Source organism: Streptomyces sp. bgisy100 (genome assembly GCF_057709105.1).
The window spans coordinates 26713-52782 of sequence record NZ_JBYITE010000028.1; the positions used below are offsets into that span (position 1 = coordinate 26713).

21 protein-coding genes and 2 pseudogenes are annotated in these 26070 nt (G+C 74.7%); 16 read left to right on the forward strand and 7 right to left on the reverse strand.

What is annotated here, in order from left to right; translation table 11 throughout:
- The first annotated feature begins 151 nt into the window (after positions 1 to 151).
- The 3 genes from AC3EQ1_RS19310 (at position 152) to AC3EQ1_RS19320 (ending at position 2901) form a co-directional block, all read left to right on the forward strand.
- Positions 152 to 883 carry a PIG-L deacetylase family protein gene (locus AC3EQ1_RS19310; protein WP_432095569.1) on the forward strand — a complete coding sequence of 244 codons (732 nt, stop codon included), beginning with the start codon at positions 152 to 154 and terminating at the stop codon, positions 881 to 883.
- A 225-nt stretch (positions 884 to 1108) separates the two neighbouring features.
- Positions 1109 to 2299, forward strand: coding sequence for a thiolase family protein (locus AC3EQ1_RS19315; RefSeq protein ID WP_432095570.1), 1191 nt, complete (start codon positions 1109 to 1111; stop codon positions 2297 to 2299).
- 419 nt (positions 2300 to 2718) lie between these two features.
- Entirely contained in the window at positions 2719 to 2901 is a 183-nt protein-coding gene (locus tag AC3EQ1_RS19320) for a hypothetical protein (RefSeq protein WP_388854917.1), read from the forward strand.
- 72 nt (positions 2902 to 2973) lie between these two features.
- Here AC3EQ1_RS19320 and AC3EQ1_RS19325 read toward each other — a convergent pair whose 3' ends face one another.
- From AC3EQ1_RS19325 to AC3EQ1_RS19335, 3 genes are all read right to left on the reverse strand, one after another.
- Positions 2974 to 3783, reverse strand: coding sequence for a hypothetical protein (locus tag AC3EQ1_RS19325; protein WP_432095571.1), 810 nt, complete (start codon positions 3781 to 3783; stop codon positions 2974 to 2976).
- Between the two features lie 117 nt (positions 3784 to 3900).
- Positions 3901 to 4218 (reverse strand): hypothetical protein, encoded by a 318-nt coding sequence (locus AC3EQ1_RS19330; RefSeq protein ID WP_432095572.1) that lies wholly within the window; start codon positions 4216 to 4218, stop codon positions 3901 to 3903.
- A 79-nt stretch (positions 4219 to 4297) separates the two neighbouring features.
- Complete coding sequence (locus AC3EQ1_RS19335; RefSeq protein ID WP_432095573.1) at positions 4298 to 4903, reverse strand: class I SAM-dependent methyltransferase; 606 nt, start codon at positions 4901 to 4903, stop codon at positions 4298 to 4300.
- Positions 4904 to 5216: 313 nt separating this feature from the next.
- Between AC3EQ1_RS19335 and AC3EQ1_RS19340 the strand changes: the two genes are divergently transcribed.
- The 5 genes from AC3EQ1_RS19340 to AC3EQ1_RS19360 all read left to right on the forward strand — a co-directional run bounded on the left by AC3EQ1_RS19340 (position 5217) and on the right by AC3EQ1_RS19360 (position 11961).
- A complete protein-coding gene (locus tag AC3EQ1_RS19340; protein WP_432095574.1) occupies positions 5217 to 7823 on the forward strand; it encodes a sensor histidine kinase in 2607 nt (868 codons plus the stop codon).
- Complete coding sequence (locus AC3EQ1_RS19345; RefSeq protein WP_432095575.1) at positions 7820 to 8290, forward strand: roadblock/LC7 domain-containing protein; 471 nt, start codon at positions 7820 to 7822, stop codon at positions 8288 to 8290. Before AC3EQ1_RS19340 ends, AC3EQ1_RS19345 begins: the two co-directional genes overlap by 4 nt.
- Positions 8291 to 8310: 20 nt before the next feature.
- Entirely contained in the window at positions 8311 to 8796 is a 486-nt protein-coding gene (locus AC3EQ1_RS19350) for a DUF742 domain-containing protein (RefSeq protein ID WP_432095576.1), read from the forward strand.
- Positions 8777 to 9406, forward strand: coding sequence for a GTP-binding protein (locus AC3EQ1_RS19355; RefSeq protein WP_432095577.1), 630 nt, complete (start codon positions 8777 to 8779; stop codon positions 9404 to 9406). Before AC3EQ1_RS19350 ends, AC3EQ1_RS19355 begins: the two co-directional genes overlap by 20 nt.
- A gap of 272 nt (positions 9407 to 9678) precedes the next feature.
- Positions 9679 to 11961: an FUSC family protein gene (locus AC3EQ1_RS19360; RefSeq protein WP_432095578.1), complete on the forward strand. Its 2283-nt coding sequence runs from the start codon at positions 9679 to 9681 to the stop codon at positions 11959 to 11961.
- Positions 11962 to 12130: 169 nt separating this feature from the next.
- Here AC3EQ1_RS19360 and AC3EQ1_RS19365 read toward each other — a convergent pair whose 3' ends face one another.
- Together AC3EQ1_RS19365 and AC3EQ1_RS19370 are read right to left on the reverse strand one after the other, a co-directional pair.
- Entirely contained in the window at positions 12131 to 12700 is a 570-nt protein-coding gene (locus tag AC3EQ1_RS19365) for a DinB family protein (RefSeq protein WP_432095579.1), read from the reverse strand.
- 206 nt (positions 12701 to 12906) lie between these two features.
- Positions 12907 to 13335 (reverse strand): PPOX class F420-dependent oxidoreductase, encoded by a 429-nt coding sequence (locus AC3EQ1_RS19370; RefSeq protein WP_432095580.1) that lies wholly within the window; start codon positions 13333 to 13335, stop codon positions 12907 to 12909.
- A 135-nt stretch (positions 13336 to 13470) separates the two neighbouring features.
- Between AC3EQ1_RS19370 and AC3EQ1_RS19375 the strand changes: the two genes are divergently transcribed.
- On the forward strand, positions 13471 to 13881 hold the full coding sequence (locus tag AC3EQ1_RS19375; protein WP_388854883.1) for a roadblock/LC7 domain-containing protein: 411 nt from the start codon (positions 13471 to 13473) through the stop codon (positions 13879 to 13881).
- A 522-nt stretch (positions 13882 to 14403) separates the two neighbouring features.
- Positions 14404 to 15660, forward strand: coding sequence for a DUF6397 family protein (locus tag AC3EQ1_RS19380; protein WP_432095581.1), 1257 nt, complete (start codon positions 14404 to 14406; stop codon positions 15658 to 15660).
- A 145-nt stretch (positions 15661 to 15805) separates the two neighbouring features.
- Here the strand turns inward: AC3EQ1_RS19380 and AC3EQ1_RS19385 are convergent, their stop codons facing one another.
- Together AC3EQ1_RS19385 and AC3EQ1_RS19390 are read right to left on the reverse strand one after the other, a co-directional pair.
- Positions 15806 to 16672: an acyl-CoA thioesterase gene (locus AC3EQ1_RS19385; protein ID WP_432095582.1), complete on the reverse strand. Its 867-nt coding sequence runs from the start codon at positions 16670 to 16672 to the stop codon at positions 15806 to 15808.
- A 597-nt stretch (positions 16673 to 17269) separates the two neighbouring features.
- Complete coding sequence (locus AC3EQ1_RS19390) at positions 17270 to 18691, reverse strand: alpha/beta hydrolase (RefSeq protein ID WP_432095583.1); 1422 nt, start codon at positions 18689 to 18691, stop codon at positions 17270 to 17272.
- Positions 18692 to 18960: 269 nt separating this feature from the next.
- On the opposite strand from AC3EQ1_RS19390, the pseudogene AC3EQ1_RS19395 reads away from it, so the two are divergent.
- From AC3EQ1_RS19395 to AC3EQ1_RS19420, 6 genes and pseudogenes are all read left to right on the forward strand, one after another.
- A pseudogene (locus AC3EQ1_RS19395) lies at positions 18961 to 20202 on the forward strand (ATP-grasp domain-containing protein); the annotation flags it as partial.
- Between the two features lie 368 nt (positions 20203 to 20570).
- Complete coding sequence (locus tag AC3EQ1_RS19400; RefSeq protein WP_432095615.1) at positions 20571 to 21425, forward strand: Rossmann-like domain-containing protein; 855 nt, start codon at positions 20571 to 20573, stop codon at positions 21423 to 21425.
- Positions 21422 to 22576 (forward strand): PLP-dependent cysteine synthase family protein, encoded by a 1155-nt coding sequence (locus AC3EQ1_RS19405; RefSeq protein ID WP_432095584.1) that lies wholly within the window; start codon positions 21422 to 21424, stop codon positions 22574 to 22576. The genes AC3EQ1_RS19400 and AC3EQ1_RS19405 overlap by 4 nt, the downstream gene beginning before the upstream one ends.
- Positions 22573 to 23628 (forward strand): annotated as a pseudogene (locus AC3EQ1_RS19410) (dipeptide epimerase); the annotation flags it as partial. The gene AC3EQ1_RS19405 and the pseudogene AC3EQ1_RS19410, both read left to right, overlap by 4 nt.
- A 263-nt stretch (positions 23629 to 23891) precedes the next feature.
- Positions 23892 to 25172 (forward strand): MFS transporter, encoded by a 1281-nt coding sequence (locus AC3EQ1_RS19415; RefSeq protein WP_432095585.1) that lies wholly within the window; start codon positions 23892 to 23894, stop codon positions 25170 to 25172.
- Complete coding sequence (locus AC3EQ1_RS19420; RefSeq protein ID WP_432095586.1) at positions 25169 to 25963, forward strand: class I SAM-dependent methyltransferase; 795 nt, start codon at positions 25169 to 25171, stop codon at positions 25961 to 25963. The genes AC3EQ1_RS19415 and AC3EQ1_RS19420 overlap by 4 nt, the downstream gene beginning before the upstream one ends.
- The last annotated feature ends 107 nt before the right edge of the window (positions 25964 to 26070 follow it).

Consider the following 26070-nt stretch of genomic DNA (forward strand, 5'->3'; position numbering starts at 1 on the left):
CGGTTTCGCCCTGCCGGACCGGACGGTCTGCGGATGTCGGAGCGGCTGGATCCATCGTGGCCTGCGAGGCTGGGTTCGGCAACGGATCCGTACGAAGCCGGGTTCGGCAACGGATCCGTACGAAACCGTCCGTTCGCACCTGGAGGCGCCGATGACCGAGCAGCTCGAGCCGTTGCCCACCGACTGGGAACGCGCCCTGGCGATCGTCGCTCACCCCGACGATCTGGAGTACGGCGCCGCCGCCGCGGTCGCCACCTGGACCGACCGCGGCGCCGAGGTGTCCTACCTGCTGGCCACCCGGGGCGAAGCCGGCATCGACGGCCTGGAGCCCGACCGGTGCGCGCCGCTGCGGGAGCGGGAACAGCGGGACAGCGCGGCCGTCGTGGGCGTGGGCTCGGTCGAGTTCCTCGGCCACCCGGACGGGGTCGTCGAGTACGGCACCGCGCTGCGGCGCGACTTCGCCGCGGCCATCCGCCGGCACCGCCCGCACCTGGTCCTGACCCTCAATCACCACGACACCTGGGGCGGCACCTACTGGAACACCCCCGACCACCGCGCGGTGGGCCGTGCCGTGCTCGACGCCGCCGCCGACGCGGGGAACCGGTGGATCTTCCCCGAGCTGATCGAGCAGGGGCTGGTGCCGTGGAACGGGGTGCGCTGGGTGGCCGTCACCGGCTCCCCGCACCCCACCCACGCCGTCGACGTCACCGCCGGGATCGACCGCGGGGTGCGGTCCCTCCTCGCGCACCGCACCTACATCGAGGCGCTGACGGACGAGGACCCGGAGACGTACTGCCGCACCTTCCTGAGGGGCGCCACGGACGCGGCGGCGGCCCGGTTCGGCGGCCGGCCTGCGGTGGCCTTCGAGGTCTTCCCGCGCTGAGCCCGCGGAGCCGGCCCGCAGCCCCACCGGCCCCGGGAGCGCTCCTGCTGTCCGCCATGCCCCCGTGCCGGGAAGCCCTCCCGGCGCCGGGGCGGTCCGGCGGGCGTTGACAGGCTCCCGGACCGGACGGAAACTCGCTGCGCGAGCAGGAGGAACAACCGCATCAGCCGTTCACCGCGGACTCACCGCCCCGTGCGCCCCCGAGGCCGCCGGAAGGAGCACTGGATGACCGACCGTCTGCGTGACGTCTGGATCGTGGACGCCGTCCGCACCCCGATCGGCAAGTACGGCGGTGCGCTCTCCGGGGTGCGCCCCGACGACCTCGCCGCCCATGTGGTGCGCTCCCTCGTGGACCGGACGCCCGGACTCGAACCGGACCGCATCGACGACGTGTACTTCGGCGACGCCAACGGCGCCGGGGAGGACAACCGCGACGTCGCCCGCATGGCCGTGCTGCTCGCCGGCCTGCCCGTCACCGTCCCGGGCACCACCGTCAACCGGCTGTGCGGATCCGGCCTGGAGGCCGTCCTCCAGGCCGCCCGCGCCATCGCGGTCGGTGACGCCTCGGTCGTCCTCGCCGGGGGAGTGGAGTCCATGAGCAGGGCGCCCTGGGTCCTGCAGAAGCCGGAGCGCGCCTTCCCCGCGGGCCATCAGGAGCTGTACTCCAGCACGCTCGGCTGGCGGATGACCAATCCCCGCATGCCGCAGGAGTGGACCGTGCCGCTGGGCGAGGGGGCCGAACTCGTCGCCGACCGGCACCGGATCAGCCGCGAGGCGCAGGACGCGTTCGCGCTCGCCAGCCACGAGAAGGCGGCGCGTGCCTGGAAGGACGGCGCGTACGACGCGGAGACCGTGCCGTACGAGGGCGTCGACCTGACCCGGGACGAGTGCATCCGGGACAGCACCTCGCCGGCGGCCCTGGCGAAGCTGAAGCCCGCCTTCCGCCGCGACGGCACCGTCACCGCGGGCAACTCCTCACCGCTCAACGACGGGGCCGCGGCGCTCCTGCTGGTCGACGACGCGGGGCTGCGGGCCACCGGCCGGGAGCCTCTCGCCCGGGTCCGGGCCTCGGCCGTCACCGGCATCGAGCCGCAGTACTTCGGCCTGGGCCCGGTCGAAGCGGTGCGACGGGCCCTCGGCAGGGCGGACCGGGACTTCTCCGGCCTGCGCACCGTCGAGCTCAACGAGGCGTTCGCGGCCCAGGCGCTCGGCTGCCTCGCCGAGTGGCCCGACCTCGACCCGGAGATCGTCAACCCGCGCGGCGGCGCCATCGCCATCGGCCACCCGCTCGGGGCGTCCGGCGCCCGGCTGGCCGGTTCGGTCGCCCACCAGCTCGCCGCCGCCGGATCGGGAACGGGACTGGCGGCCCTGTGCATCGGGGTCGGCCAGGGCATCGCGCTCGTCCTGGAGCGCTGAGGCGCGGGCGCTCGGCGGGGGAGCGGGCCGGCCGGTGCTCGTGCGCGCCGGGACGGCCCCGCGGGCCGGTCCCGGGGCTCCGTCCCGTTGGTCCCGGTCCCCGCGCCGGGACTGCCAGTGGTGCCCCGGCCCGCCCGCGCACCGGGACGCTCCCTACGCACAGGCACGCCCCTACGCGCCGGGACCGGCCGCCCTGCACCGGACCGGCCGCCCCGCACTGGGAAACGGCCCGCACGCCGGGACGGGGCCGCCCCGGGCGGAGGAGGCGTGGCAAAGGGGCGGCGCCCCGGCGCGTACCGAGGGACACTGGTGACAGGCGGCCGCGGGGCGGTGGAACTGTGGCGTGCAGGTGCCCGTTCTCACCAGTGACTGCGGCTCTCAGGTGACCGCGGCGGTCGCCGGTGAAGGAGGCGTCGGAGATGTCGAGGAATGCGAAGGTGGCCATCGGGGGCGTGGCCCTGGGGGTCGTGCTGATCTGGCTGCTGCCGTTCTGGGCCGCGGTGCTGGTCATGGTGGGTGTACCCGTGGGCGCGTACCTGCTGCTCGACTCCTCGCAGCGCCGCCGGCTGCGCCGGGTGAGCCGCAAGGAACTGAACCGCTGACCACGGCGGACGGTCGCCCCCGCACGGATCCGGGCCACCGGCCGGGAGAGTGCGGGGCAGGGCCGCGGACGGTCAGGACGGCCGTACGGCCAGGTCGTCGAGGGCCTTGAGCAGCCCCGGCAGCTCGGGGCCCCGGCCCACCGGCAGGATCTCGCCCGGCTCGTCGCCCAGCAGCACGAACGCGATGTCGTCGGTGCGGGCGACCATGCTCCAGCCAGGACCTTCGACGCGCAGCGTGCGCGCGCCGCCCGCGGCGAACGCCGACCGGATCCGCCCGGGCGGCGGGGGCGATTCCAGATAGGCGTGGGCCTGTTCCAGGACCGCGCGCACCCCGCTGTGCTGCTGCCCCTCCGCGGACTCGCCCGGCTGCACGAACTCGACGTCCTCGTCCACCTGCTCCCGCCAGACGGCCCACTGCAGAGCGATCTCGTCCGCCCCGAGCCGCCGCTGGGCGGGCCCCCACTGCCCGGCGTCCGGCGGGCTGAGCGGCGGCCGGTCCAGGCCCAGCTCCGGGTCGGGAGCCGGATCGTGCGGGGCGGGCACGCCCGGCGCGGCGACCGCCACGGCCAGCGGCCAGCCCGGCAGGGCGGCCACCACGGTCCGCTCGTCGGGCGACAGGTCGTACTCCATGCCGCAGTCCCAGGCCGCGATGGCGCAGGCGACGAGGGACACGTCGTCGACGACCACGGTCCAGCGCGCCCCGTCGCCGTCCTGTCCGAGCACCAGGCCGTAGCCGTCCTCGAACGGCTCCAGACCGAGTACGGCACACGCCTCCGGATAGTCGTCGCCGAGCACGCTCGGGAACTGTGCGGGGGTGAGCAGTACCGCGGTCAGTACGAACAACGCGTCGTCGGTGTCCCGGGCGTCCTCGGTCACGGACACGGCCACCCTCCCCTTGGTCTGCGATTCTCCGGCTCGTGGTGCGCGCACCCTAGCCAGTGGCACGCCCCGCCGTCGAGAGCCCGTCCACGCCGGGGCGGGCCGTTCCGGCCTGCCGCGTCAGCCGACGGGGAGGCCCAGCAGGTCCCGCGCCACGGTCTGCGGTGAGGTGCGCCGCTCTCGCGCGAGAGCCAGTACGGCCCGCTGGGCGAGCTCGTTCACCCCGAACGACAGCGCTTCCGGCGAGACCCAGCCGGCCGCCTCGGTGAGCCGGTTCTCGTCGTCCTCGATGCCCGCCGCCACATAGACGGCGGCGGCCTCGAACAGGTTGTGCCCACGGGGAGCGGGCCGCACCGGCCGCTCCCCGTGTCGCGCCGGTGCGATCAGCTTGCGAAGTCTGCGCAGCACGCGGACCACCTCTCCCCGGTCGGTCGGCATTTCCGATCTTCCAAGTGTGCCCCGGATTCGTACAGTTGGAGCGTCTTCGAACGGAGAGGATCCCGGCCCGCGCCGGCCCTCAGCCGGGGCGGCGCACCGCGAGCGCCAGGAAGCGGGCGTCCTCGTCGGTGTACGCGGTCAGCTCCCAGCCCGCGCCGGCCAGCAGCGGCCGGAGGCGGGGTTCGGCCCGGGGATCGTCCGTGGACGGTGTCCGGCCGTGCCGGGCGGCGAGCGCCGCCCGTCCGAGCGGGTGGAAGAGCGCGAGCCGGCCCCCGGGGCGCACCACCCGGGCCAGCTCCCGCAGTCCGGATCCGGCGTCGGGCAGATGGGAGATCAGCCCGGCGGCGAACACCGCGTCGAGAGCGTCGCCGCGCAGCGGCAGCCGGGCCACGTCCGCGACCGCCGGCAGCCCGTAACGGTCCCGTCCGGCCCGGACGGCGGCGTGGAGCATCTCCGGGGTGAGGTCGGCGCCCAGCACGGTTCCGGTGGGGCCCACGGCGTTCCGCAGCGCGGGCAGCGCCCGCCCCGTCCCGCAGCCCGCGTCGAGCACGGCGTCCCCCTCGCGCAGTCCGAGCTCGGCCACCGCGGCGGCGTAGGCCGGGCCGTCGTCCGGGAAGCGGTCGTCCCAGCCCTCGGCCCGGGTGGCGAAGAACTCCCGGATGTGCGCGTGTGCGTCGTCGTCCATGCCGCCATGATCCCGCGCGGGGGACCAGCGTTCACCCCTGGCGGGGACGGATCGCGGGAGGATGTGGTGCGCATGTTCGAGCACGGACTGATCGTTCGGCGGCGTGTCCCTGTCATATTGCGTGCGTTTCCGAAACGTTCCCCCGGTGGCCGCCCCGCTCGGGACTAGCGTCCCGGGCCATGGGACACCTGGACCATGCCGCCTCCGGGCGGCCCGCCCCCACGCCCCCGCCGGCCCGCGCCGCCCTCCCCGCCCCGGCGGCCCGGTCATGCGCCCTGCCCCTCGCCGCCCGCCGGCCCGTCCGGGGAGCCGGATGATCCGCCGAGCACGGCGCCGGACCGGCCTCCCGGCGACCGGACGCCCCGGAGCAGGGACGCGCGACGAGCCCACCCGCAGCGAGCACACCCGGGAGGCGGCAGCCCGGGACGCCGCGCCCCGGGACGGGAGCGGCGAGCGCACCGGGAACGAGGAAGCCACGCCGGAGCCGGTCGACGGGCCGGACGGTCCGCTTCCGGCCGGGGAGCCGAGCGCCGCCCCCACCTGCCCGCCGGCCGCCGCGGACCGGCCCCCGACGGGACGCGCCCGGCGCCGGTTCGCCGGCGGCCCCCGGATACCGCGTCCCCGGACCGTACGGGCACGGATCGCCTGGACGGTCACCGTGCCCGTCGCCGCGCTGCTGGCGCTGTGGGTCCTCGTCACCGCAGGCGTGGTCCGGGACGCCGTACGGCTCCACGAAGCCAGGGAGGCGGACACCCGGGTCCGGGCGCCGATCGCCGCCGCCGTCGCCGCGCTCCAGGGCGAGCGGAGCGCCGCCCTGCGACGGCTCGCCGGCGGGGCACGGGGCACGGCCGGCCCGGTCGAGGACCACGCCCGGCGCACGGACGGGGCGGTCGGCCGCCTCCGCCTCGCCGGTGGCCGCACGGTGGCGGACGGTCTGCCCCCGAGGGCGGCCCGCCGCGTCGTCACCTTCGTCACCCTGGCCGGCAGTCTGGCCGAAACCCGCGCCGCCGGTCCCGGGAGGGAGAGCCGCGACGCGGTCTACGCCGCGTACACCGAGGTCATCGACGCCGCGCTCACCGCTGAGCAGACACTCGCCGGCGCCCGCCCGACCGCGCGGGAACGCGCCGCGACGGCGCTCTCCCGCTCCCGGGAACAGCTCGCCCGCGAGGACGCCCTGCTCGCCGCGGCCGGCCCGGCCCGCTCGCTGAACGGCGCCGCCTACCGGCAGTTCACCGGCGCCGTCGCCACCCGCCGCGCCCACGAGGCGACAGCCGTGGCCGATTTGGGCGCCATCGAGTCCCGGCAGTGGGCCGTGGTCGCCCGCAGCGGCGCCCACGCCGAGGTGCGTGCGGTGGAGGACCAGGTGCTCGGCGCCGACCCCGGACGCGCGGCGGCGGCCGCCGCACCGGCCGCCGCCTGGGAGGCGCCGCGGCGGGAACTGGACGGCACTCTGGCGGCGTTGGAGCGCGCCGTCAGGTCCTCGGCGGCCGGACAGGGCGATCCGGTCGTCCGGGCGTTCACCGGCCCGGCCGGAATCGCGGCATCCGCCGGACTGTGCGCCCTGCTCGTCTCCCTCGCCGTCTCCCTGCGGTTGGGCCGAGGCCTGGTCACGGAGCTCGGCGCGCTCCGGGACAGCGCACGCGAACTCGCCCACGGCACCCTGCCCGAGGCGATCCGGCGCATCCGGGCCGGCGAGTCGATCGACTTCCCCACCGAGATCCCCCCGGCCCCGGCGGACGCCGCAGCCGTGGCCACCACCTGTGGTGGCGCCGCCTGCAACGCCACCGACGACGAGATCGCCCAGGTCCGTGCCGCCCTGGAGAGCGTCCACCGGGAGGCGCTCCGCGCCGCCGCCGAACGGGCCGAGCTCGCCGGGGCGGTGTCCGGCGTCCTCGTCGGCCTCGCCCGGCGCAGCCAGGTCCTGGTCCACCGCCAACTCGCCCTGCTGGACTGCATGGAGCGGTGCGCGGAGGACCCCGACACCCGCGGTGAGCTGATCCGTCTCGACCAGCTCACCACCCGGATGCGGCGGCACGCGGAGAGCCTCATCGTCCTGGCGGGCGCCGCCCCGGGGCGGACCGGACGGCTGCCCGTACCGCTGTCCGCGGTCGTGCGTGCCGCCGTGTCCGAGACCGAGGACGGCGCCCGGGTGGAGCCGGGGCCGCTGCCCGAGGTGTCCGTCTCCGGCGTCGCGGCCTCCGGCCTGCGCCACCTGCTCGCCGAACTCATCGAGAACGCCGCCCAGTTCTCACCCCCGAACACCCGGGTCCGGGTCAGCGGTGAACCGGTCGGCGCCGGCTGCGCGCTCGAGATCGAGGACCGGGGGCTCGGCATGGGCAACGAAGCCCTGGCGGCGGCCAACCGGCGCCTCGGCACGCCGGATGCCGCGGACCTCTTCGACAGCGACCGGCTGGGACTGTTCGTGGTGAGCCGGCTGGCCGCACGGCACGGAGTGAAGGTCTCGCTGCGCCCCTCCGCGTACGGCGGCACCACGGCCGTGGTCCTGGTGCCCCGAGTGCTCCTGCAACCGGAAGAGGAACCGGAACCGGAAGAGGAACTGGAACCGGAAGAGGGCGAGGAATCGCCGACCGGGCCCGAGCAGCGACGGAAGCCGGATCCGAGGCCGCTGGAGCCGAATCCCGGACCGGGACCCGTCGCACAGCCGGCCCTCCCCACCGACCGCCCCGCCGGACCGGAGCACGCGCGGGCCGCCGGCGAAGCCGACGACGCGCTGCCCCGCCGGATCCGCCAGGCCGGCCTGGCACCCCGGTTGCGCGCCACCCCGGAACCGGAAACGGAACCCGACACCGGAGCCGGCGAACGCACCCCGGACGTGGCCCGCGCCCGCATGACGGCCTTCGCCGAGGGCTGGGCACGCGGCCGGCGCAGCCACGCGACCCGCGAAGGAGACCGCCCATGACCGAGCCCCACCGGATCGGCGCCCGGCTCGAAGCCGCCTACCGCACCCGTGAACTCGACTGGCTGCTGGACGACATGGCCACCCGGATCCGCGAGATCCGGCACGCAGTGGTGCTCTCCGACGACGGGCTGACCGTGGGTACCACGGACGGCCTCACCCGCCACGACGCCGAGCACCTGGCCGCCGTGGCTGCCGGGTTCCACAGCCTCGCCGCCGGGACCGGCCGGCGCTTCCGGGCCGGCGACGTCCACCGCACCATGGTGGAGATGGACGGCGGCCTCCTGTTCGTCGCGGCCGCGGGGGACGGTTCCTGCCTGGCCGTCCTCACCACCGTCGGCGCCGATGTGGGCATGGTCGCCTACGAGATGGCCCGGCTCATCAAACGGGTGGGCGAACACCTGGCCACCCCGGCCCGTCGCGCCGACCCCGCCCACCGCGCCGCGCCGCACCCGCCGGCCGCGGGCTGAGCCGGACGGGAGGCGACGCGATGACCCCGCACCCACACCCCGACGGACCGTCACCCGCCACCCCGGGCACCGCGGTGCTGACGGCGTCGGCCGGCCCGGCGCACCGCACCCCACCGCGGCACGGCGGGCAATGGTTCGACTCCGCGGCGGGCCCACTCGTCCGCCCCTACGCCATGACCGACGGACGGACGCGCCCCGAGCCCGGATCCCCGGCCCTCGGCCTGGACCTGCTCAGCCAGGTCACCGTCGATGGCCGGACCCTCGACGACGCAGGCCCGGCACACCTCGGCCCGGAGCACCGGACGCTGCTCGGCCTCTGCCGTTCCCGGCACCGCTCCGTCGCCGAACTGGCCGCCGCATCCGGGCTCCCGCTGGGCGTGGTGCGGGTACTCCTCGGCGATCTGCTGGCCCTCGACTGCCTGCGCGTCAGCTGCCCCTCGCCCCCGGGCCACCTTCCCGACCAGGACATTCTGAGAGAAGTGATCGATGGACTCCGTGCGCTCTGACGTCACCGACCGGTCCGCGGCAGCCGCCGCCGAGCCCCCCGAACCGGATCTCGCACTGAAGATCCTGGTGGCGGGCGGCTTCGGGGTGGGCAAGACCACCCTGGTCGGCTCGGTGAGCGAGATACGCCCGCTGCGCACCGAGGAACGGCTCAGTGCCACCGGGCAGCACATCGACGACACCTGCGGCGTCGACCGCAAGACCACCACCACCGTGGCCCTGGACTTCGGTCGCATCACCATCCGTTCCGGCCTGTCCCTCTACCTCTTCGGCACCCCCGGGCAGGACCGCTTCTGGTTCCTGTGGGACGAGCTGTCCACCGGCGCGCTCGGCGCCGTCGTGCTCGCCGACACCCGCAGGCTGGAGGAGTGCTTCCCGGCCGTCGACTTCTTCGAGCACCGCTCCATCCCGTTCGTGGTGGCGGTCAACTGCTTCGCGGGGGCCCGGACGTACGGCGCCCACGAGGTGTCGCGCGCCCTCGACCTGGAACGGGGCACCCCGGTGGTGCTGTGCGACGCGCGGGACCGGGACTCCGGCAAGGAGGTGCTGGTCCGGCTGGTCGAGTACGCGGGCCGGGTGCACTCCGCCCGGCTGCTCGCCTCGGTGGGCTGACGCCGCCCGCGCCGTGCACCGACGTCGGTTCACCGAGGTGACGTGCCATACCGGTTCGTACCGCTGCCGCGCCGCGACGGCCGCCGCGGGGGAGCGGGGCCCGGCACGCGTGGCGTGGCGGGTGCGGGCCGGGTGTCCCGCACGGAGCCGGACCGGAGCGCCGGGCTGCATCCGGGGTGCGGTATGAGAAGAATGTCGCGCATGAGTCGTGCGTGGACCCGCCCCGGACCGGCTGCGGACCGCCGTCGCCGGACGATCCGGAGCGGCCTGACGTGACGCCGTTGGACACCCTGCGCCGCAAGGACCCGGGCCTCGTCGTCATCCGGCAGGCCGCCCGGGTGACGCTCGTGGCCTGCACCGGCTTCTACCTCACCCGCTATGTGTTCGACGACGCCGTGATGGCGGTGTACGCGCTGTTCGGAGCGGTGGCACTGGGGGCGCTGTCCCGGCTGCCACCACCGCCCCGGCGCCAGTCCCGCATCTGCCTGGGCGCCCTTCCGGCGGCCTGGGCGCTCGTCACCGCCGGAACCGTGCTGGCCGGCAACACCTGGGCCGCGGCCGCCGGCATGGCCGTGGTGGGCTTCGTCGTCAGCTTCGCCGGAGTCGCCGGGCCCGCGCTCCGCGGAACCGCCAACGGCCTCCAGCTCTTCTACATCCTGCCGTGCTTTCCGCCCTACGCACTGGACACGCTCGGCTCCCGGCTGACCGGTGTCACCATCGGCGTCCTGGGCCTCGCGGTGGCCCAGCGGTTCCTCTGGCCCGACCCGGTGCCCACCCGGTACGAGGAGCGGCTGGCCCGGGCGGCCACCGCGCTCGCCGCCTGGCTCGGCCGGCTGCCGGCACCGGACCGGAACCCGGCCCCGGACAGCAACCACCACCCGGCCGCCGCGCCGGACCGGCACGGTCACGCCACCGGGCAGGCGCCGGCCGACCCGGAGCCGGGTGCGGCGCCGAAGACCCCGGCGGACCGGGACGCGGAGGCCGCCGCCGAGGCGCTGGCGGCCCTGAACGCGCTCCGGCCCATCCACCTGCCCCATCTGGAGCGGCCCGCCTCACCCTCCGCCCACGACCGCGCCCTCAGCCAGGCCGCCATGGCCCTGCGCCGGCTCGGCACCCACCTGGAGGACCTCTCGGGCGCCCGCCCGGTGGCGCCCGCCGCGGCCGGCCAGGCGCTGCTCGCCGAAGTGGCGCGGACCCTGGACCGCACCGCGGACGCGCTGACCGCCGGCGTCGTACCGGCGGACGCCCCCCTGCTGGCCCACGGCCTCAAGGCGCTGGCCGAGGAACGGGCGGGCGCGTTGCGGACCGACCCCGGCGACTGGGCGCGCCGGGCCCCCTGGGACGTCCTGGCCCGGCAGGCCGCCCTCAACGGCCAGATCTTCGTGACCGCGAGCCGCGTCGCCGCCGAGGGGCGGGCCGCCGTGAGCCGGGTGGCACCACCGTTCCGCTACGCCCGCCAGTCGGCCGCCGCCCTGTGGATGCGGCGCTTCCACGCCCATCTGACCCGCCGTTCGGTGTACTGGCAGGGGGCGGTGCGCACCGCTCTCGCCCTGGCCGCGGCCCGGCTGGTGGTGGCACCGCTGGCGCTCACCCACGGCTTCTGGGTCCTGCTCGCCACCTTGACGCTGATGCGCGGCACCGCCGCCGACACCCGGACGTCACTGCGGCAGGCGCTGATCGGCACGCTCTGCGGCGCGGCCTCCGCGGCCGTCGTCCTGACCGCCGTGGCCGACCACCAGGTGGTCTACCGGCTGCTGCTGCCGCCGCTGATGTTCTTCGCCTTCTGCGCCTCGCTGATCGGGCCGGCAGCGGTCCAGGGCCTCTTCACCCTGGTGGTGTCCATGGCGTTCGCCCAGCTGTCCCCGGTCAACTGGACGCTCGCCGAGGTGCGGTTCGTCGACGTGCTGGTGGGCGGCGTGGTCGGGGCCCTGATCGGGACGGTCGCCTGGCCGCGGGGGAGCTCCGGTGAACTGTGCCGACTCGCCGCGGAGTTCATGGACCGCGCCGGAGCGGCCGTCCGCGCCGCCGTCGACATGGTGTCCGGCCCGCCGGGCGATCCGGTGTCCGTCACCGCGGCCCGAACCGCCAACGCGGCGGCCCGGCAGACGATGGGGCTGGCCCAGGCCGCGTACGAGATGTACGCCTCCGAGCGCACCGACCCCGCGCTGCCGCACGTCGACTGGCAGGCGCTGTTCGGCACCGGCTGGGAGATGGTGCTCGGCGCCGAGAGCCTGACGGTGCACTACCCGCCCGGGGCGCTGGACGCGGGGCCCGGGGTGCGCGGACACCTCACCGGGGTGGCGCGCCGTGTCGAGCAGGAGGGCGAAGCGCTGGCCGCCCGGCTGGGCAGCGGCCGGCCGGTGCGGTGGTGCGGGGCGGACGCCGACGGGGCCGTGCCCGAGGTCCCGGCGGTGAACCCGGGGATGGACAGCCGTGCCGTCCTCGGGGCGACGAACACCGCGGTCTGGCTGCATCTGGTCACCAAGGACCTCGCCGGGCTGGGCCCCGGGCGGCCGGATGCAGTGCCGACACCCGGCCGCAGCGGGGCCCCCTGAGAGGGCCGGAGCGCCGCGCCCGGCCGGTCGGCGGCCGCGTCGACAAGGCGGCCCGGCAGAGCGCGTCGGCCTCGGCCGATCTTCCGGCCTCCCCGCAGATCGGCCGACGCCCGAGGCCTTCACTCCGGGGTGACGTGCCGATGGGGGCGGGTGTGAAACCCCGCCCCGGTCACTGGCCCACCCTTCCGTCGACGCACTCGCGCAACAGGTCGGCGTGCCCGCAGTGACGGGCATACTCCTCGACCCGGTGCACCAGCAGTTCCCGGACCGAGCTCCCGTCCTTCCCCACGCGCTCGCCCAGGTCCGGGTACTCGGCCAGCGCGGCGTCGGTCGCGGCCTGCTCACGCTCCAGATCGGAGAACGCGGCGTCGACCACGGTCTGCTCGGCGACTGCTCCGCCGAAGTCCGCGTCACGCTCGCCGTACAGCTTCGGCAGCGGGTCACCGTCACTGATCCAGTTGCGCCACTCCCGTTCCACCTCGGCAAGGTGCCGGACCAGGCCGAGCAGCGACATGGTCGACGGCGGAACCGACCGACGGGCCAGCTTGCCCGCATCCAGGCCCTCGCACTTCATCCGCAGGGTCATGCGGTAGTTCGTCAGGAAGTCCTGCAGCGTCGCCGGCTCGCCGTCCGGACCGGGGCCCTCGTTGTTGCGGGGATCGTTGTCCGGGTCGGCCCACATGTCGGGGTGGACGGTTGCCTGGGTCCATCGCGCGGGTTGGTCGGTCATACAGGGCATGTTCGCCTGTGACGGCCGGGGCTCGCCACAGAGTTCTCGCTTCGGGGTGTGACGTCATAGGGCATCAGGAGGACGCGCCACCCGGGCCCTTCGGATCGCGACGAGGAGGCCCGGCCGACAGGTCGGGCCCGTACGGCGAGCGCCGGCGGCCGGGCCGGTAGTACCACCGCAGCGGTGGTCGTCCGTCGGATCGGCCGACGCCTTCGCTAGTCGGCCAGGCCGGCCATGGCGACGACCCGGTCGATGTGCACCCGCACCAGCACCTCGCCCGGCACGGCGTTCCGGGCGCCGAACTCCTCGGCGTGATCCGCCCCCATGTAGCGGGCGGCGATCCGCGTCGCCCACTTCCGGAGATCCGACAGGTCCTCGCTCAGCTCGGCCCGCCCGGTGAGGGTGACGAACGCGAACGGCGGCCGGTCGTCGTCCACGCAGATGGCCACCCGCTGGTCGCGGGTCAGATTGCGCCCCTTGACGGTCTCCTTGCCGGTGGTGAAGACCAGATCGTCGCCGTCCAGCAGAAACCACACCGGGGCGACGTGCGGGGCCCGGTCGGCCCGCACGGTGGACACCTTCGCGGTGCGGGTACCCTGCGTGACGAACGCGCGCCACTCGTCATGACTCATCGTGTGTGCCATGCGGTCCATCCTGTGCCATGGGTGAGGGCACCGCGCGCTGCGACGCCCGGTCCGTGGTCAGCGGGTTGCCCGGATGGCCGAGGTGGGACAGGCTGGCACGGAAGTCGCACCGAACCGCCGACGGGGAGGCACCGCATGGCCCTCGACAAAGAACTCGACTGGCTGCTGGACGATCTGACAAAACGGGTTCCGCACATACGGCACGCCCTGGTGCTGTCGAATGACGGTCTGGTCACCGCGGCGAGCGAAGCGCTCGCGCGGGAGGACGCGGAACACCTCGCCGCCGTCTCCTCCGGGCTGCACAGTCTCGCCAAGGGCTCGGGGCACCACTTCGGCGTCGGCCGGGTGCGGCAGACCATGGTCGAATTCGACGACGGTGTGCTGTTCGTGACGGCCGCCGGCGACGGCAGCTGCCTGTGCGTGCTCGGCACCGCCGATGCCGACATCGGTCAGGTGGCCTACGAGATGACGCTGCTGGTCAACCGGGTCGGCGAGCACCTGGCGGTTGCCGCCCGGCAGCACGGCGGGACGATCAGCGGCCTCTGACGCGGTGGGCGGAACGGAATTCCCCGCGATTCCGTTCCGTTCCGCATGGCTGTGGGCTGTGGGCTGTGGGCTGTGGGCTGTGGGCTGTGGGCTGTGGGCTTGTGGGCTCTCGGCTTTCGGTTCTTCGGCTGCTCGCTGCGCTCGATGGGCTGGTGCTCGGGGCGGGGCCCCGGGCCGGCGGTGGGCCGCATGGCCCGGCACGCGTCCGGAGGGGGCGGCTCCCCGTACAGCGGTCCCTGACGGTTTTTCCGACGGCGGTCTCTCCCCCGTCCTTGCTCCGGCGGATATCCGCCTGCGGAGGGAGCGGTCTCCGGGGCCGTCCTCTCCGGCGGCTGCTCCCGATGGGCGTCGGCGGCTGCTCCCGACGTGCCCGTCCCACAGGGAGGTCTCCGCGGCGCGACGGGGCGACCGTCACCTGCACTCGCGAAGAGTTATCCACAGGCCCGGCGCTGTGAGCGCAACCCGGCTACGGTCGTCACTGAGAGTGAACGGATCGTGGAGCGTGGTCGGGGGAGGACCGTCATGGCAGTACGGCATGGAGTACCAGGAGTACCAGGAGTACCAGGAGTACCGGGTACCGAGGAGACGCTTGCGCTCCCAAGGGCCGCGGCGGAGTTGGGCCTGAAGCCGAGGGAGTTGGACCTCGCGGTCCAACTGGACGAAGTGCGGACGGTCGCCGAGCCCGGCTCGGGCCGTCAACGGGTGCCCCGAGCCGAAGTGACCCGGCTGACTCGAGGCGAGGGCTACCCGCGGGGGCTGCGGGAGCGCGTCCGGCTCCTGGGGACGGCAGCGGCGGCGGAGCTGATGGGGATCGCGCCGGAGCGCTTCACCCGTCTCGCGAAGGTGGGCTGCTTCAGCCCGGTGACCTTTCGCATCAACCGCTATCGGGCCGTGGTGTGGCTCTATGCCGCCGCGGAGCTGCGGACGTTCGCGGCACGCCACCCGGGCCTGCTGACCGGCAGTACACCCAAGAACCTCCGGGCGATGCTGGACGCCGGAGAGGACTGGCGGGCCCGGAACTGGCGCAGTCGCCGGATCGGGCAACTGGCGCGGCAGGCGGAGGACCCATGGGAGCGCGCGGCGGTGTCAGCCGCGGTGCTCGGCCCCGAGGAGCTCGCGGCCGTCGTCGAGGATCCCGCCGAGCGCGACTACCTGCGGGGGCTGCGGCCCGCCCTGGTGCCCGTGCCTCGTGCCGAGACTCCGACCTGGAGCGTGGTGCGGCGGCTGATCATCGCGGATGACCCGGACGAGATCCTTTGGCACCGGATCGGTCTGGTGCTCTCCTTGGAGGAAGCGAGAGCGGCACGCTCGGCGCCGGATGCCCGGTCCGGCAGGAGACCGCGGCCGGAACCGCCCGACGGGGCCGGTCCGTTGGGTGAGGCGGCGCCAAGGGAGGCGCCGCCACGGCGCGACGAGTGCGGTCCGGGGCGCGCGTCCGCTGCCCCAGCTGTGCCTGCTCCGACGGCTCCGACCGCTTCGACCGGTCCGTCTGTTTCGACGGCTCCGACCGCTCCGACGGCTCCGACCGCCCCGGCGGCCGTGCCACGCGCCGGCCGGGCCCTCGTGGGTGGGGCCCGTCGGCCCCCGGGGCGGAAGTCGGAGTCCGGCAGCCGTCGGACGCCTGCACCGGGCCCGGGGCGGAAGCCCGGGACGAAAGGCGGGAGGAAGCCGGACCGCGCACATCAGGTGGCGGCAGGACCCGGCGCCGCTGTGCAGCAGCCGGAGTCGGTTCGGCGCGAGGAGCCTGGGGCCGGGGAGCCGGTTCCCCGGGGTGCGTGACAGCAATGGGTAGGGACCCCGTGGTTGTCGAACACCGGTCCTCGGAGCCAGGAGCCCCCGTGCGCCCTTGCCTTCGTGCCCCATGCCCCGGGCCGGCGCCGCTGGAGGGTCGGGGTACGAGAATTCCCGGGGCGAGGTCCCGGCATCAGTCGTCGATCCTGCGGAACAGGCCCTCCTGCATCACGGACACCAGAAGTCGGCCCTGGCGGTCGAAGATCTGGCCCCGTGCCAGCCCGCGCGCTCCGGTCGCGATGGGGGACTCCTGCTCGTACAGGAACCACTCGTCCGCCCGGAACGGCCGGTGGAACCACATGGCGTGGTCCAGGGAAGCGATGTCGAACCCGCGCGAGCCCCAGAGCGGTTCCACCGGTACGCGGACGGCGTCCAGAAGCATCATGTCGCTTGCGTAGGTGAGCGCGCAGGTGTGCGTCAGTTCGTCGTCACCCAGCGGTCCGACGGCCCGCATCCACACGGCGCTGCGCGGCTCGACGCCCTTGAGTTCCTCCTCGGACCAGCGCAGCCGATCGACATAGCGAATATCAAAGGGTTGCCGCCGGGCCATGCGCTCGAGCCTCTCGGGCAGCGCTCCGAGGTGTTCCCGGATCTCGTCCGCAAGGTTCGGCAGGTCCTCCGGTCCGGGGACCTGGGGCATGGGCAGCTGTTGTTCGATGCCGGACTCCGGCAGATGGAAGGAGGCGGTGAGGTTGAAGATGGTGCGGCCCTGCTGCACGGCCACCACACGGCGGGTCGTGAAGGAGCGGCCGTCCCGGACCCGCTCCACCTGGTACACGATCGGCACGCCGGGCCGCCCGGGCCGCAGGAAGTAGGCGTGCAGGGAGTGCACCGGCCGTTCTCCGTCCGTGGTCCGCCCCGCGGCCACCAGGGCCTGCCCGGCCACCTGGCCGCCGAACACACGCTGCAGGGACTCCTCTGGGCTGCGCCCGCGGAAGATGTTCAGCTCGATCTGTTCCAGATCGAGCAGGTCGACGAGCCGCTCGGCGGGATTGGTCATCACTGCTCCTCGTCTAGTGTCCGGCGCTTGGTGCCGGATGCGCCGGACCGGTCTGCCGTACCGATCGTGCCGTGTCCACGCGCCCGGGGCCGCACCTCACGGCGGTGTTCCCGGCCGGTGATGCTCCGGATCCGGGAGCGCGTCGCCGCCGGGTGGCGCTCCCCGGGCTTCGTGGGGAGTGTGGCCCTCACCGGGCCTCGCTCCTCTGCCGAGCCCGGTTCGGAAGACAGACCTTAGAGCGTGATCCGGCCATTCCCGTACTCCGGGCCGTGGCGCGGTGGTGAATCCCGTGGAGGAGCTCCGTGCTGCCCGCGGCACGGCGCGCAGACGCACCGAGGTCGGACCGTGGGTCCACGGAACGGGAAATGGGTTAGGGGAGGGGAGGGGGAGGGCCCCACCCGGATGGGAGTCCGGCAGACCGCCCCGCCGGGCCGGGGCGGCCCCACCGAGCCGACCCCCGCTTGTCCGTCCGCCCAAGCCCCCTCAAGCCAAGCACCGTCCCACCCCGACCCCGACCACCGTCTGCCGCGGGCCCCTAACCCCGACCTACCGTCACCGGCCCCCCGCCTCACCCCGACGTACCGTCACCGGCGCCCCTTACCTCGACGTACTCTCACCGGGAGTCGGCAGCCCCGGCCCCGTGCAGTGGACGTCCTGCCGTGGCACGGTGCCCCGCACCAGGTAATCGGCGGCGGTGGTGTCCACGCAGGCGTTGCCGCGGCTGGCGAAGACGCCGTGCGAGTAGTCCTGGTGGAGCGTCACCAGCCGCGATCCGGGCAGGCGGCGGTGCATGGCCCGTGCCCCCGGGAGCGGGGTCACCGGGTCGTGCGCCGAGTTCACCAGCAGGGCCGGGGGAGCGGCCGCTGAGCCGAGCGCGGTCCGGTGGTCCGGCCGGTGGGACCAGTAGGCGCAGGTCCAGGCCTCCATGCCGGTGAGCACCGGCAGCGGGTCACGGGAGCGCAGCCGGTCCAGGTCGTGCCGGATCCGCGACGGAGTGGGCCCGGGGCCGTCGGCGCATTTGACGGCGCGGTTGGCGGCTTCGTAGGTCCGGGACTCGGGGCCCGCGAACGGCTCGGCGGGTCGCAGCCCGTCCACCGTGCCGTGGTCGAGGTAGGTACGGATCCCCGCGGCCAGGCCGGTCCAGCGCTCGGTGCGGCCGAGCGCCCGGTAGACCGCCCGGTCGAACCCGGCGGGTCCGAAGCCGTCGAGCGGACGCCCGGCGAGGCCGAGGCGGGCGCGCGTGTAGTGGGCGCGGACCTCCGCGCGCGTCGCGCCGAGCCGGAACCGGGCGGGGTGCGCGGAGGCCCAGTCGAAGAACGTATTACGCGCCCGGAGCAGCGCCTCGGCCTGGCGGAGGTCGAAGTCGTGCCAGTCCTCGGGGGCGACGACGCTGTCCAGCACCATGCGGTCGACCCGCCGGGGGTGCAGCGCGGCGTAGGCGGCGCCCAGATAGGTGCCGTAGCTGACGCCGAGGAAGCTGAGCCGGCGTTCGCCGAGGGCGGCCCGGATGGCGTCCATGTCCCGTGCCGCGTCGGTGGTGCCGAGGTGGGGGAGGGCGGTGCCCGTTCCGGAGGCGCAGTCCTCCGCGGTGCGCCGCAGGCTGTCGAGCAGAGCGCGTTCGGAGGGCGCGTCGTGCGGCAGGGGGTCGCGTCCGGGCGCGTCGAACAGCCCGCCCATGCGGCCGCAGTCCGCCGGGCCGCTGCGCCCGGTGCCGCGCGGATCGAAGCCGATCACGTCGAACGAGCGGCGCACCGGTTCGGGGAGTTTGGCCCGCTTGGTGGTGGCGTAGTCGAGTCCGGTGCCGCCCGGCCCGCCGGGGTTGACCAACAGGATGCCGCGCCGCTCGGACGGCTTCCCGGAGGCGGGGATGCGGGATATCGCGAGGTCGGTGCGGCGGCCCTCGGGGTGCCGCCGGTCGAGCGGTACCCGCAGCGTGGCGCATTCGATGCGGTCGGGTGCGGGCGGGGCGGGGACGTCTTCGGGGCACGGCGCGAAGCGCGGCCGCTCGGCGGGTGCCACCGCGCCTCCCGCCGATGCGGTCCCGGCGCGGGCCGGAAGATTCGGCGTGACCGAGGTCACGAGGGCGACTGCGGTGCAGATCAGGGCGGGTGAATGCCAACGGCGGCGTGGTGCGGGGGAGTTCATGGATCTCGTTTCTTGCGTGCGGATCGGCACGGGCGTCGATGCGCGGAGGGCTCCGGGATGACAATGAAAATGATTATCGATATCGTCTTGCTCGGTCAACGCCGCTGCCCTCGACGACGGGCCGCACCACTGGAAGGGACACCGTGGGACATCTGCTGATGATCGAGAGCTGGGTGGGAGCCATGAGCAGGCTGCTGCCGCGTGCCATCGGCGAAGCCGGGCACCGATTCACGTTCCTCACCAGGGACCTGCACCACTACCTGCGGTCCGCCCCGCCCGGCGCGCCACATCCGCTGCTCGCCGCGCACAACGTCGTCACCGCGGACACCAACGACCTCTCCGCACTGCTGGCCCACGCGGCCCGGCTGCACGAGGTGCTCGAGTTCGACGGCGTGCTGTCGTCCTGCGACTACTACCTCCCGGCCGTCGCACGCGTCGCCGAACACCTCGGGCTTCCCGGGCCGGACCCGCACGCCGTGGAGGCAGCCTGCCGCAAGGACGCGACCCGGCGGGCCCTGGAGGCCGCGGGCGTGCCCGGCCCGCGCTACGCCGTGTGCGAGGACTGGACCGAGGTCGTCGCGGCCGTCGGGCGGATCGGCTTCCCCCTGGTCGTCAAGCCGGTCGACCTGTGCGCCGGAATGTATGTCCGGGAGGTCGCCGACGAGGCCCAACTCGCCGACTGCTACCAGGCGCTGCGCGGCCTCCCCGTCAATGCCAGGGGGCAGCGCCGCGCCCCCGCCGTTCTGCTGGAGGAGCTGCTCACCGGGCCGGAGGTGAGCGTCGAGACCGTGTCCCACGACGGCACGTGCCACGTGGTCGGGGTGACCGACAAGAGCGTGGGCGGCGCCCCGTCGTTCATCGAGACCGGGCACATGTTCCCGGCCGGACTGGACGCGGACCGGGAACGCGCCGCGACCGGCACGGCGGTGGCGGCGCTCGGCGCTCTCGGCCTGGACCAGGTGGTCGCCCACACCGAGATCAAACTGACGGACCGGGGCCCGCGCGTCGTCGAGGTCAACCCGCGCCCGGCGGGCAACCGCATCACCGAACTGGTGCGGCACGTCAACGGAGTCGACCTCGCCGCCGCGGCCGTCGACGTGGCGCTCGGCCGCCGGCCCGATCTGAACCCTCGCCCCACGGGGGTGCGCAGCGCGGCCATCGGCTTCCTGCTGCCCGACCGGGACGGCGAACTCACCGGCTTCGACGGGGCGGGCGCCGCCGGACGCGCGGCCGGGGTCCGGGAACTGCAGCTGGCCGAACCCGGCCGGACGGTACGCACGGCCACCAGCAACAACGAGTACCTGGGGCACGTCCTGGCCGTCGACACCACGGGGGCCGGAGCCCGAGCCCGGGTGGAGGAGATCCTCGCCGGACTGCGCCCCCGGTACGCCGATGACGGAACCCTACGTTTCGAGGACGCAGGTACGGCCGGCCCACGAGGTGCGAACGGCCCACGAGGTGCGAACGCACCACGAGGTACGAATGCACCACGAGACGCGGACGTCCCACGAGGTACGGATGCCCCACGAGGTATGGACACCCCACGAGGTACGGAAACCACCGTGCCGGGGGAGCCCGCGGAGCCGACCGGACCGTACCCCGCCGAGCATCGGCCGGTGACGTCTGCCGGTCACCCCTCGCCGGCCCGACAAGAGCGTGAGCATGCGTCTGCGTCTGCCGATGCTGTGGAGGGTGTCCGGTGACGGCCGCATCAACCACCTCGACGCCGGTGCCCCTCGCCACCGCCTCCACGGTGCCCACCACCCCGGTTCCCGCCCCGGCCCGTACCTGGGCCGAGCTCGTGCGCCGGGTCCGGGACGGGGAGTTCGGTCCCGACCCGGCCCGGCTGCACATCGCCCTCGCCTTCACCACCTGCCAGGCGGTGCGCCACGACGGGCGCGCTGGCGGCTATCGCAACGAGGTACTCAGCCTGCGGCTCGCCGAGGCTGTCGGCTCGTGCGCCGTGGAGCCCGGCGCGCTCTCTCCGTCGACCCTCGACGACTGCGTCGGCGCCGATGTCGCCGGGCTGCTCGACCACCCGCTGCGGGCCGTGCGGGTCGCCGCGCTGGACGCCTATCTGATGCACCGGCTCCCGCACACGCCGCAGCAGGGGGCGCAGCCGTATCCGCTGCCCGCCGGGAGCAGCCTGGACAAGTCGCGGGCCCGCGCCCGGGCCGTCGTCGAGCTGCTGCCGCCTGCTCCCGCGGTGCGGCGGGTGCTGGTCGTCGGTGTCGTCAACTCCCTGCTGGAGCAGTTGCGGGAGCGCGGCACGGCGTACGTGCCCTGCGACCTCAAGGGCGGCACCACGGAGTGGGGCGACCGGATCCGCACCGACGCCATGGCGGAACTCCCGCACTGCGACGCGATCCTGGCCTCGGGGATGACGCTCGGCAACGGCACGTTCGAGCCGCTGCTGGAGCACGCCCGCGCCACGGCCAAGCCGTTCGTGCTGTTCGCTCAGACCGGCAGCGCCGTGCTGCCGCGGTTCCTGGGCGCCGGGGTCACCGCGGTCAGCGCCGAGCCCTACCCCTTCTTCTGGCTCGACGGTGGCCCCGGCACCGTCCACCGCTACGGCGGCGCGCCCCACGGCGCGGGAGGTGCGGGATGACCACGACCGTCACCGAACAGCCCGCCGCGCCGGAGCTGCTGGCCCTGCTGGGCCGCACTCCCATGGCCCGGATCACCGCGCCCCTGCCACTGCCCCACCCCGGCTTCTGGGCGAAGCTGGAGGCCCAGGGCGCGGGCGGGATGAAGGCGCGGGCCGCCGTCGCCATGCTGCACGGTGCCCGATCGCGCGGCGAACTGCGGCCCGGCGCACCTGTGGTGGAGTCCACCTCCGGCACGCTCGGACTCGGACTGGTCTTCGCCGGACAGGCCCTCGGCCACCCGATCGTGCTCGTCGGCGACACCGAACTCGAAGCGTCCATGCGCCGGCTGCTGCGGGCCCACGGAGCGCGGCTCGAACTCGTCGACCGGCCGGCGCCCGTCGGCGGCTGGCAGGCCGCCCGCATCGCCCGGCTGCGTGAACTGCTCGCCGAACTCCCCGACGCCTACTGGCCCGACCAGTACAACAACCCCGACAACACCACCGGGTACGCCGCCATGGCCGCCGAGATCGGCGACACGCTCGACCACCTCGACGTGCTGGTGTGCAGCGTCGGCACCGGAGGGCACAGCGCCGGGATCACCGGGCCGCTGCGCCGCCGCTGGCCCGGACTGCACGTCATCGGGGTGGACTCCATCGGCTCCACGATCTTCGGACAGCCCGGCCGGCCCCGGCTGATGCGGGGCCTCGGCAGCAGCATCCACCCGCGCAACGTGCGGCACGAGCTGTTCGACGAGGTGCACTGGGTCGGCCCCGTCGAGGCCGTGGACGCCTGTCGCCGGCTGGCCCGGGGCTGCTTCGTCAGCGGGGGCTGGAGCACCGGGGCCGTCGCCCTGGTCTCCGCCTGGGCGGCCCGCACCCGTCCGGGAGCGGCGGTCGCCACCGTCTTCCCCGACGGCCCGCACCGCTACCTCCACACCGTCTTCGACGACGACTACTGCCTGGCCCACGGCCTCGGCACCGGAGGGCCGCCCGCCGACCGGCCCGTCGAGATCCCCCATCCGTGCGCCGTCGAGGCCACCGGCTGGACCCGCTGCCGCACGGTCGTCGACCCCGGGACACAGGGAACACCGCGAGCGCCCGGAGCACCCGGAATGCCCGGCGGGCCCGGCCTGCTCGGAACACACCGTCCCCGCCAGGAGGACCGGCCATGAGACTCACCGTGCGCATCACCTCCCTCGACCTGCGGGAACCCCTGCGGATCTCCCGTTCCGTCATGTTCTCGCGCGACGCGGTGTGGGTGCGTGTCGAGCACCGGGGGGTGTCCGGCCACGGCGAAGCCGTCGGCTCCGCCTATCTCGGGCTCGCCGCGGCCGACGCCGCCCGCACCCTGCACGGCCTCGCGCACGCCCTCGCCCGCTTCCCCGACCCGGAAGCCGCACTGGACACGCTCCACCACGGTGACCTGCTGCCGCTCGGCACACCCGCCGGTGTGGAGGCGGCCCTGGAGAGCGCGCTGCTCGATCTCGTGGGCAAGCGAGCCGGCCGGCCGCTGCACGCGCTGCTCGGCGCACCGGCCGCACCGGCCGCCGCCACCGCCCGCACCATCGGCATCACCGCCCCGGACCGGGCCGCGGCACAGGCCCGCGCCCTGGTCGGCCAGGGCTTCACCGTCCTCAAGATCAAGGCCGGATCCCCCGACCCGGCGGAGGACCTGGACCGGGTGGCCGCGGTGCGGGATGCCGCGGGTCCCGTCCGGCTGCTGCTCGACCCCAACGGCGCCTGGAGCCCCCGCCGTGCCGAGAAGCTGCTGCCGCGCTTCGCGGCGGCCGGGGTCGAGGCCGTGGAACAGCCCATCGCCCCCGGCGACCCGGACACCCTCGCCCTGCTCGCCGAGCACTCCCCGCTGCCCGTCATCGCCGACGAGGACGCGACGGCGTACGAGGACACCCTGCGTCTCGCGGGCCGCGTCCAGGGCGTGAACATCAAGCTCGCCAAGTGCGGCGGTGTCCACCGGGCCCTGCGGATCTGCGCGGCACTGGAGGGCAGCGGCACCGACGTCATGCTGGGCTGTCTCACCGCCAGTTCCCTCGGCATCGCCCCCGCCGTGCACCTCGTGGACCGGGCCACCTGGGTCGACCTCGACGGCCATCTCCTCCTCGCCCACGACCCCTGGCAGGGCATCGGCGGCACCGACGGCACGGTCCGCCCCGCACCGGCGCCCGGCCTCGGCGTCTCGGCCGTTGAGCAGCGCGTCACCGCTGGGGACCATCACGGCTCAGCCGTGGACGACTACGTCACCGCCGCCCACCGCACCCCGCCGGGCCTCGGCTCCGCAGCCCGTCACGAGGGCCGCACCCCACTCGACGTCCGCTCCGGCCCCGAATCACGCACCTCTCCCCAAGAACCACGCACCTCTCCCCAAGAACCACGCACCTCTCCCCAAGAACCACGCACCTCTCCCCAAGAACCACGCACCGTCCCCGAAGAACCCGAAGAACCCGAAGAACCCGAAGAAGAGGCCGCCCCGTGAAGACCCTCCGCACCATCCGGGACTTCCCCCTCGCCGTGCAGTTGCTCCTGGTCAACCAGCTCGGCGTCAACACCGGCTTCTACCTGCTCATCCCCTATCTCGCCACCCACCTGGGTGAGGACCTGGGGATGAGCGCCGCAGTCGTCGGCATCGTGCTCGGCTTGCGGAACCTCAGCCAGCAGGGCCTGTTCATCGTCGGCGGCTCGGCCGCCGACCGGCTCGGCGCCCGCGGCGTGATCATCGCGGGCTGTGCCCTGCGCACGGTCGGATTCGGCCTGTTCGCCCTGGGCGACGGTCTCCCGGTACTGCTCGCCGCCTCCGTGCTGAGCGGGCTTGCGGGCGCGCTGTTCAACCCGGCCGTCCGCGCCTACCTCTCCGTCGAGTCCGGGGAGCGCAAGGCCGAGGCGTTCGCGCTGTTCAACATGTTCGCCACCACCGGCGCACTGATCGGTCCGCTGCTCGGCAGCGCCCTGCTGCTGGTCGACTTCCGGGCCTCCGCGCTCACCGCGGCCGGGATCTTCGCCGTCCTCACCGTCGCCCAGGCCCTCGTGCTGCCCGCCCGCGAGGTGCCGGCGAACCGGGGCGGCGTGCTGGGGGACTGGCGCGAAGTCCTGTCCAACCGCCGCTTCCTGGCCTTCTCCACCGCCATGGTCGGCATGTTCACCCTGGAGAACCAGCTCTATCTGCTCCTCCCGGACGGTGCCCGCGCCGCGACCGGACTCCCCGGGGCGGCGAGCGCGGTGTTCCTGGTCGGCACCGTCGCCAACCTCGCCCTGCAACTGCGCGTCACCACCCGGCTGAAGCACCGCGGCAGCCGCGGACACTGGATCACGGCCGGGCTGGTCCTCATGGGACTCGCGTTCCTGCCGCCGGCGGCCGCCCTCGGCGGACCGCCCGCCGACGGGGCGGGGGAGGCGGCGCTGCGGCTGCTGCCCGTCCTCGCCGGAGCGTTCCTGCTCTACCTCGGCATCATGGTGGCCCAGCCGTTCGTCATGGAGCTCATACCCGAGTTCGGCCGGGAAGGGCTCACCGGCACCTACTTCGGCATCTTCTACGTCGTCTCCGGCATCGCCGCCGCCGTCGGCAACACCGCGGTCGGCTGGGCCATGGACACCGGCCGGGGCACGGGCCGGGACTGGCTGCCCTGGCTGTGCTGCGTCGCCTTCGGACTGCTCTCGGCCGCCGGGGTCGACCGGCTGCGGCGGCTCCGCGCCCTGCCCGAGCCCCGGCCCCGGCCCGCCGCTGCCACCGCCACCTCCCGGGAGAAGGTGTCATGAGCGGGAACCTGCTGACCGACCACCCGGAGCTGTACGAGGCCCAGTTCCCCGACGACGACCGCATCGCCGCCCGCTGGGCCGAGCACGTGCTGCTCCGGCACGGCGCCGGGCATCGGGTACTCGACGCGGGATGCGGCACCGGCCGCGACGCGCACTGGCTCCACCGGCGGGGCCGCGACGTGCTCGGCATCGACCTCGCCGGGACCATGCTCCACCACGCCCGCACCCGCCACCCCGGCCCCGACTACCGCCGCGCCGACCTGCGCGCCTTCGACCTGGGGCGCACCGTAGACGCCGTGCTGTGCCTGGACAGCGCCCTGCTCTACTGCCACACCAACGACGAGCTGACCGGTTTCCTGGACAGCTGCCGACGGCATCTCGCCCCCGGCGGCCTGCTCGTCGCCGAGATGCGCAACGGCGCGTACTTCCTCGGCCGCACCGACCTCCTCGACCGGCCGCGCACCCGCGACCTGACCTGGCAGGGCACCACCCACACCTCGACCACCACCCTCCGGGTCGACCGCGCCGCCCAACTGCTCCGCCGACGGCGGGTGTGGACCTCCGACGCCGGAACACCGCCGGTGGAACAGCACTCCGCCTGGCGGCTGATCTTCCCGCAGGAGCTGCGCCAGGTGCTGGCCTCGGCCGGGTTCGAGGTGCTGGAACTCCACGACGGCCCCGGCCCGCGCACGGAGCCGGCCTGGCGCCCCGGGGGACCCGAGCCCGCCGGCACCGCCGACGGGGACCGCCTGCACCTGGTCGCCCGGCTGCCCCCCCTGACCTCCCCTTGACCACCTGACCTCCACCTGACCACGCGGCCCCGAGACCGCCGATCCACGGCGTGTCCCGTGCCGACGTCGCCGGCTCGCCGCGCGACTTGCGCTGCCGATGCACGAGG

What these genes read in the sequence shown, in the direction of transcription:
- AC3EQ1_RS19420 (WP_432095586.1), top strand. Translation starts at nt 25,169, where the DNA reads ATGAGCGGGAACCTGCTGACCGACCACCCGGAGCTGTACGAGGCCCAG.
- AC3EQ1_RS19310 (WP_432095569.1), top strand. Translation starts at nt 152, where the DNA reads ATGACCGAGCAGCTCGAGCCGTTGCCCACCGACTGGGAACGCGCCCTG.
- AC3EQ1_RS19355 (WP_432095577.1), top strand. Translation starts at nt 8,777, where the DNA reads ATGGACTCCGTGCGCTCTGACGTCACCGACCGGTCCGCGGCAGCCGCC.
- AC3EQ1_RS19405 (WP_432095584.1), top strand. Translation starts at nt 21,422, where the DNA reads ATGACCACGACCGTCACCGAACAGCCCGCCGCGCCGGAGCTGCTGGCC.
- AC3EQ1_RS19375 (WP_388854883.1), top strand. Translation starts at nt 13,471, where the DNA reads ATGGCCCTCGACAAAGAACTCGACTGGCTGCTGGACGATCTGACAAAA.
- AC3EQ1_RS19340 (WP_432095574.1), top strand. Translation starts at nt 5,217, where the DNA reads ATGATCCGCCGAGCACGGCGCCGGACCGGCCTCCCGGCGACCGGACGC.
- AC3EQ1_RS19345 (WP_432095575.1), top strand. Translation starts at nt 7,820, where the DNA reads ATGACCGAGCCCCACCGGATCGGCGCCCGGCTCGAAGCCGCCTACCGC.
- AC3EQ1_RS19370 (WP_432095580.1), bottom strand. Translation starts at nt 13,335, where the DNA reads ATGGCACACACGATGAGTCATGACGAGTGGCGCGCGTTCGTCACGCAG.
- AC3EQ1_RS19320 (WP_388854917.1), top strand. Translation starts at nt 2,719, where the DNA reads ATGTCGAGGAATGCGAAGGTGGCCATCGGGGGCGTGGCCCTGGGGGTC.
- AC3EQ1_RS19365 (WP_432095579.1), bottom strand. Translation starts at nt 12,700, where the DNA reads ATGCCCTGTATGACCGACCAACCCGCGCGATGGACCCAGGCAACCGTC.
- AC3EQ1_RS19380 (WP_432095581.1), top strand. Translation starts at nt 14,404, where the DNA reads ATGGCAGTACGGCATGGAGTACCAGGAGTACCAGGAGTACCAGGAGTA.
- AC3EQ1_RS19385 (WP_432095582.1), bottom strand. Translation starts at nt 16,672, where the DNA reads ATGACCAATCCCGCCGAGCGGCTCGTCGACCTGCTCGATCTGGAACAG.
- AC3EQ1_RS19350 (WP_432095576.1), top strand. Translation starts at nt 8,311, where the DNA reads ATGACCCCGCACCCACACCCCGACGGACCGTCACCCGCCACCCCGGGC.
- AC3EQ1_RS19335 (WP_432095573.1), bottom strand. Translation starts at nt 4,903, where the DNA reads ATGGACGACGACGCACACGCGCACATCCGGGAGTTCTTCGCCACCCGG.
- AC3EQ1_RS19315 (WP_432095570.1), top strand. Translation starts at nt 1,109, where the DNA reads ATGACCGACCGTCTGCGTGACGTCTGGATCGTGGACGCCGTCCGCACC.
- AC3EQ1_RS19330 (WP_432095572.1), bottom strand. Translation starts at nt 4,218, where the DNA reads ATGCCGACCGACCGGGGAGAGGTGGTCCGCGTGCTGCGCAGACTTCGC.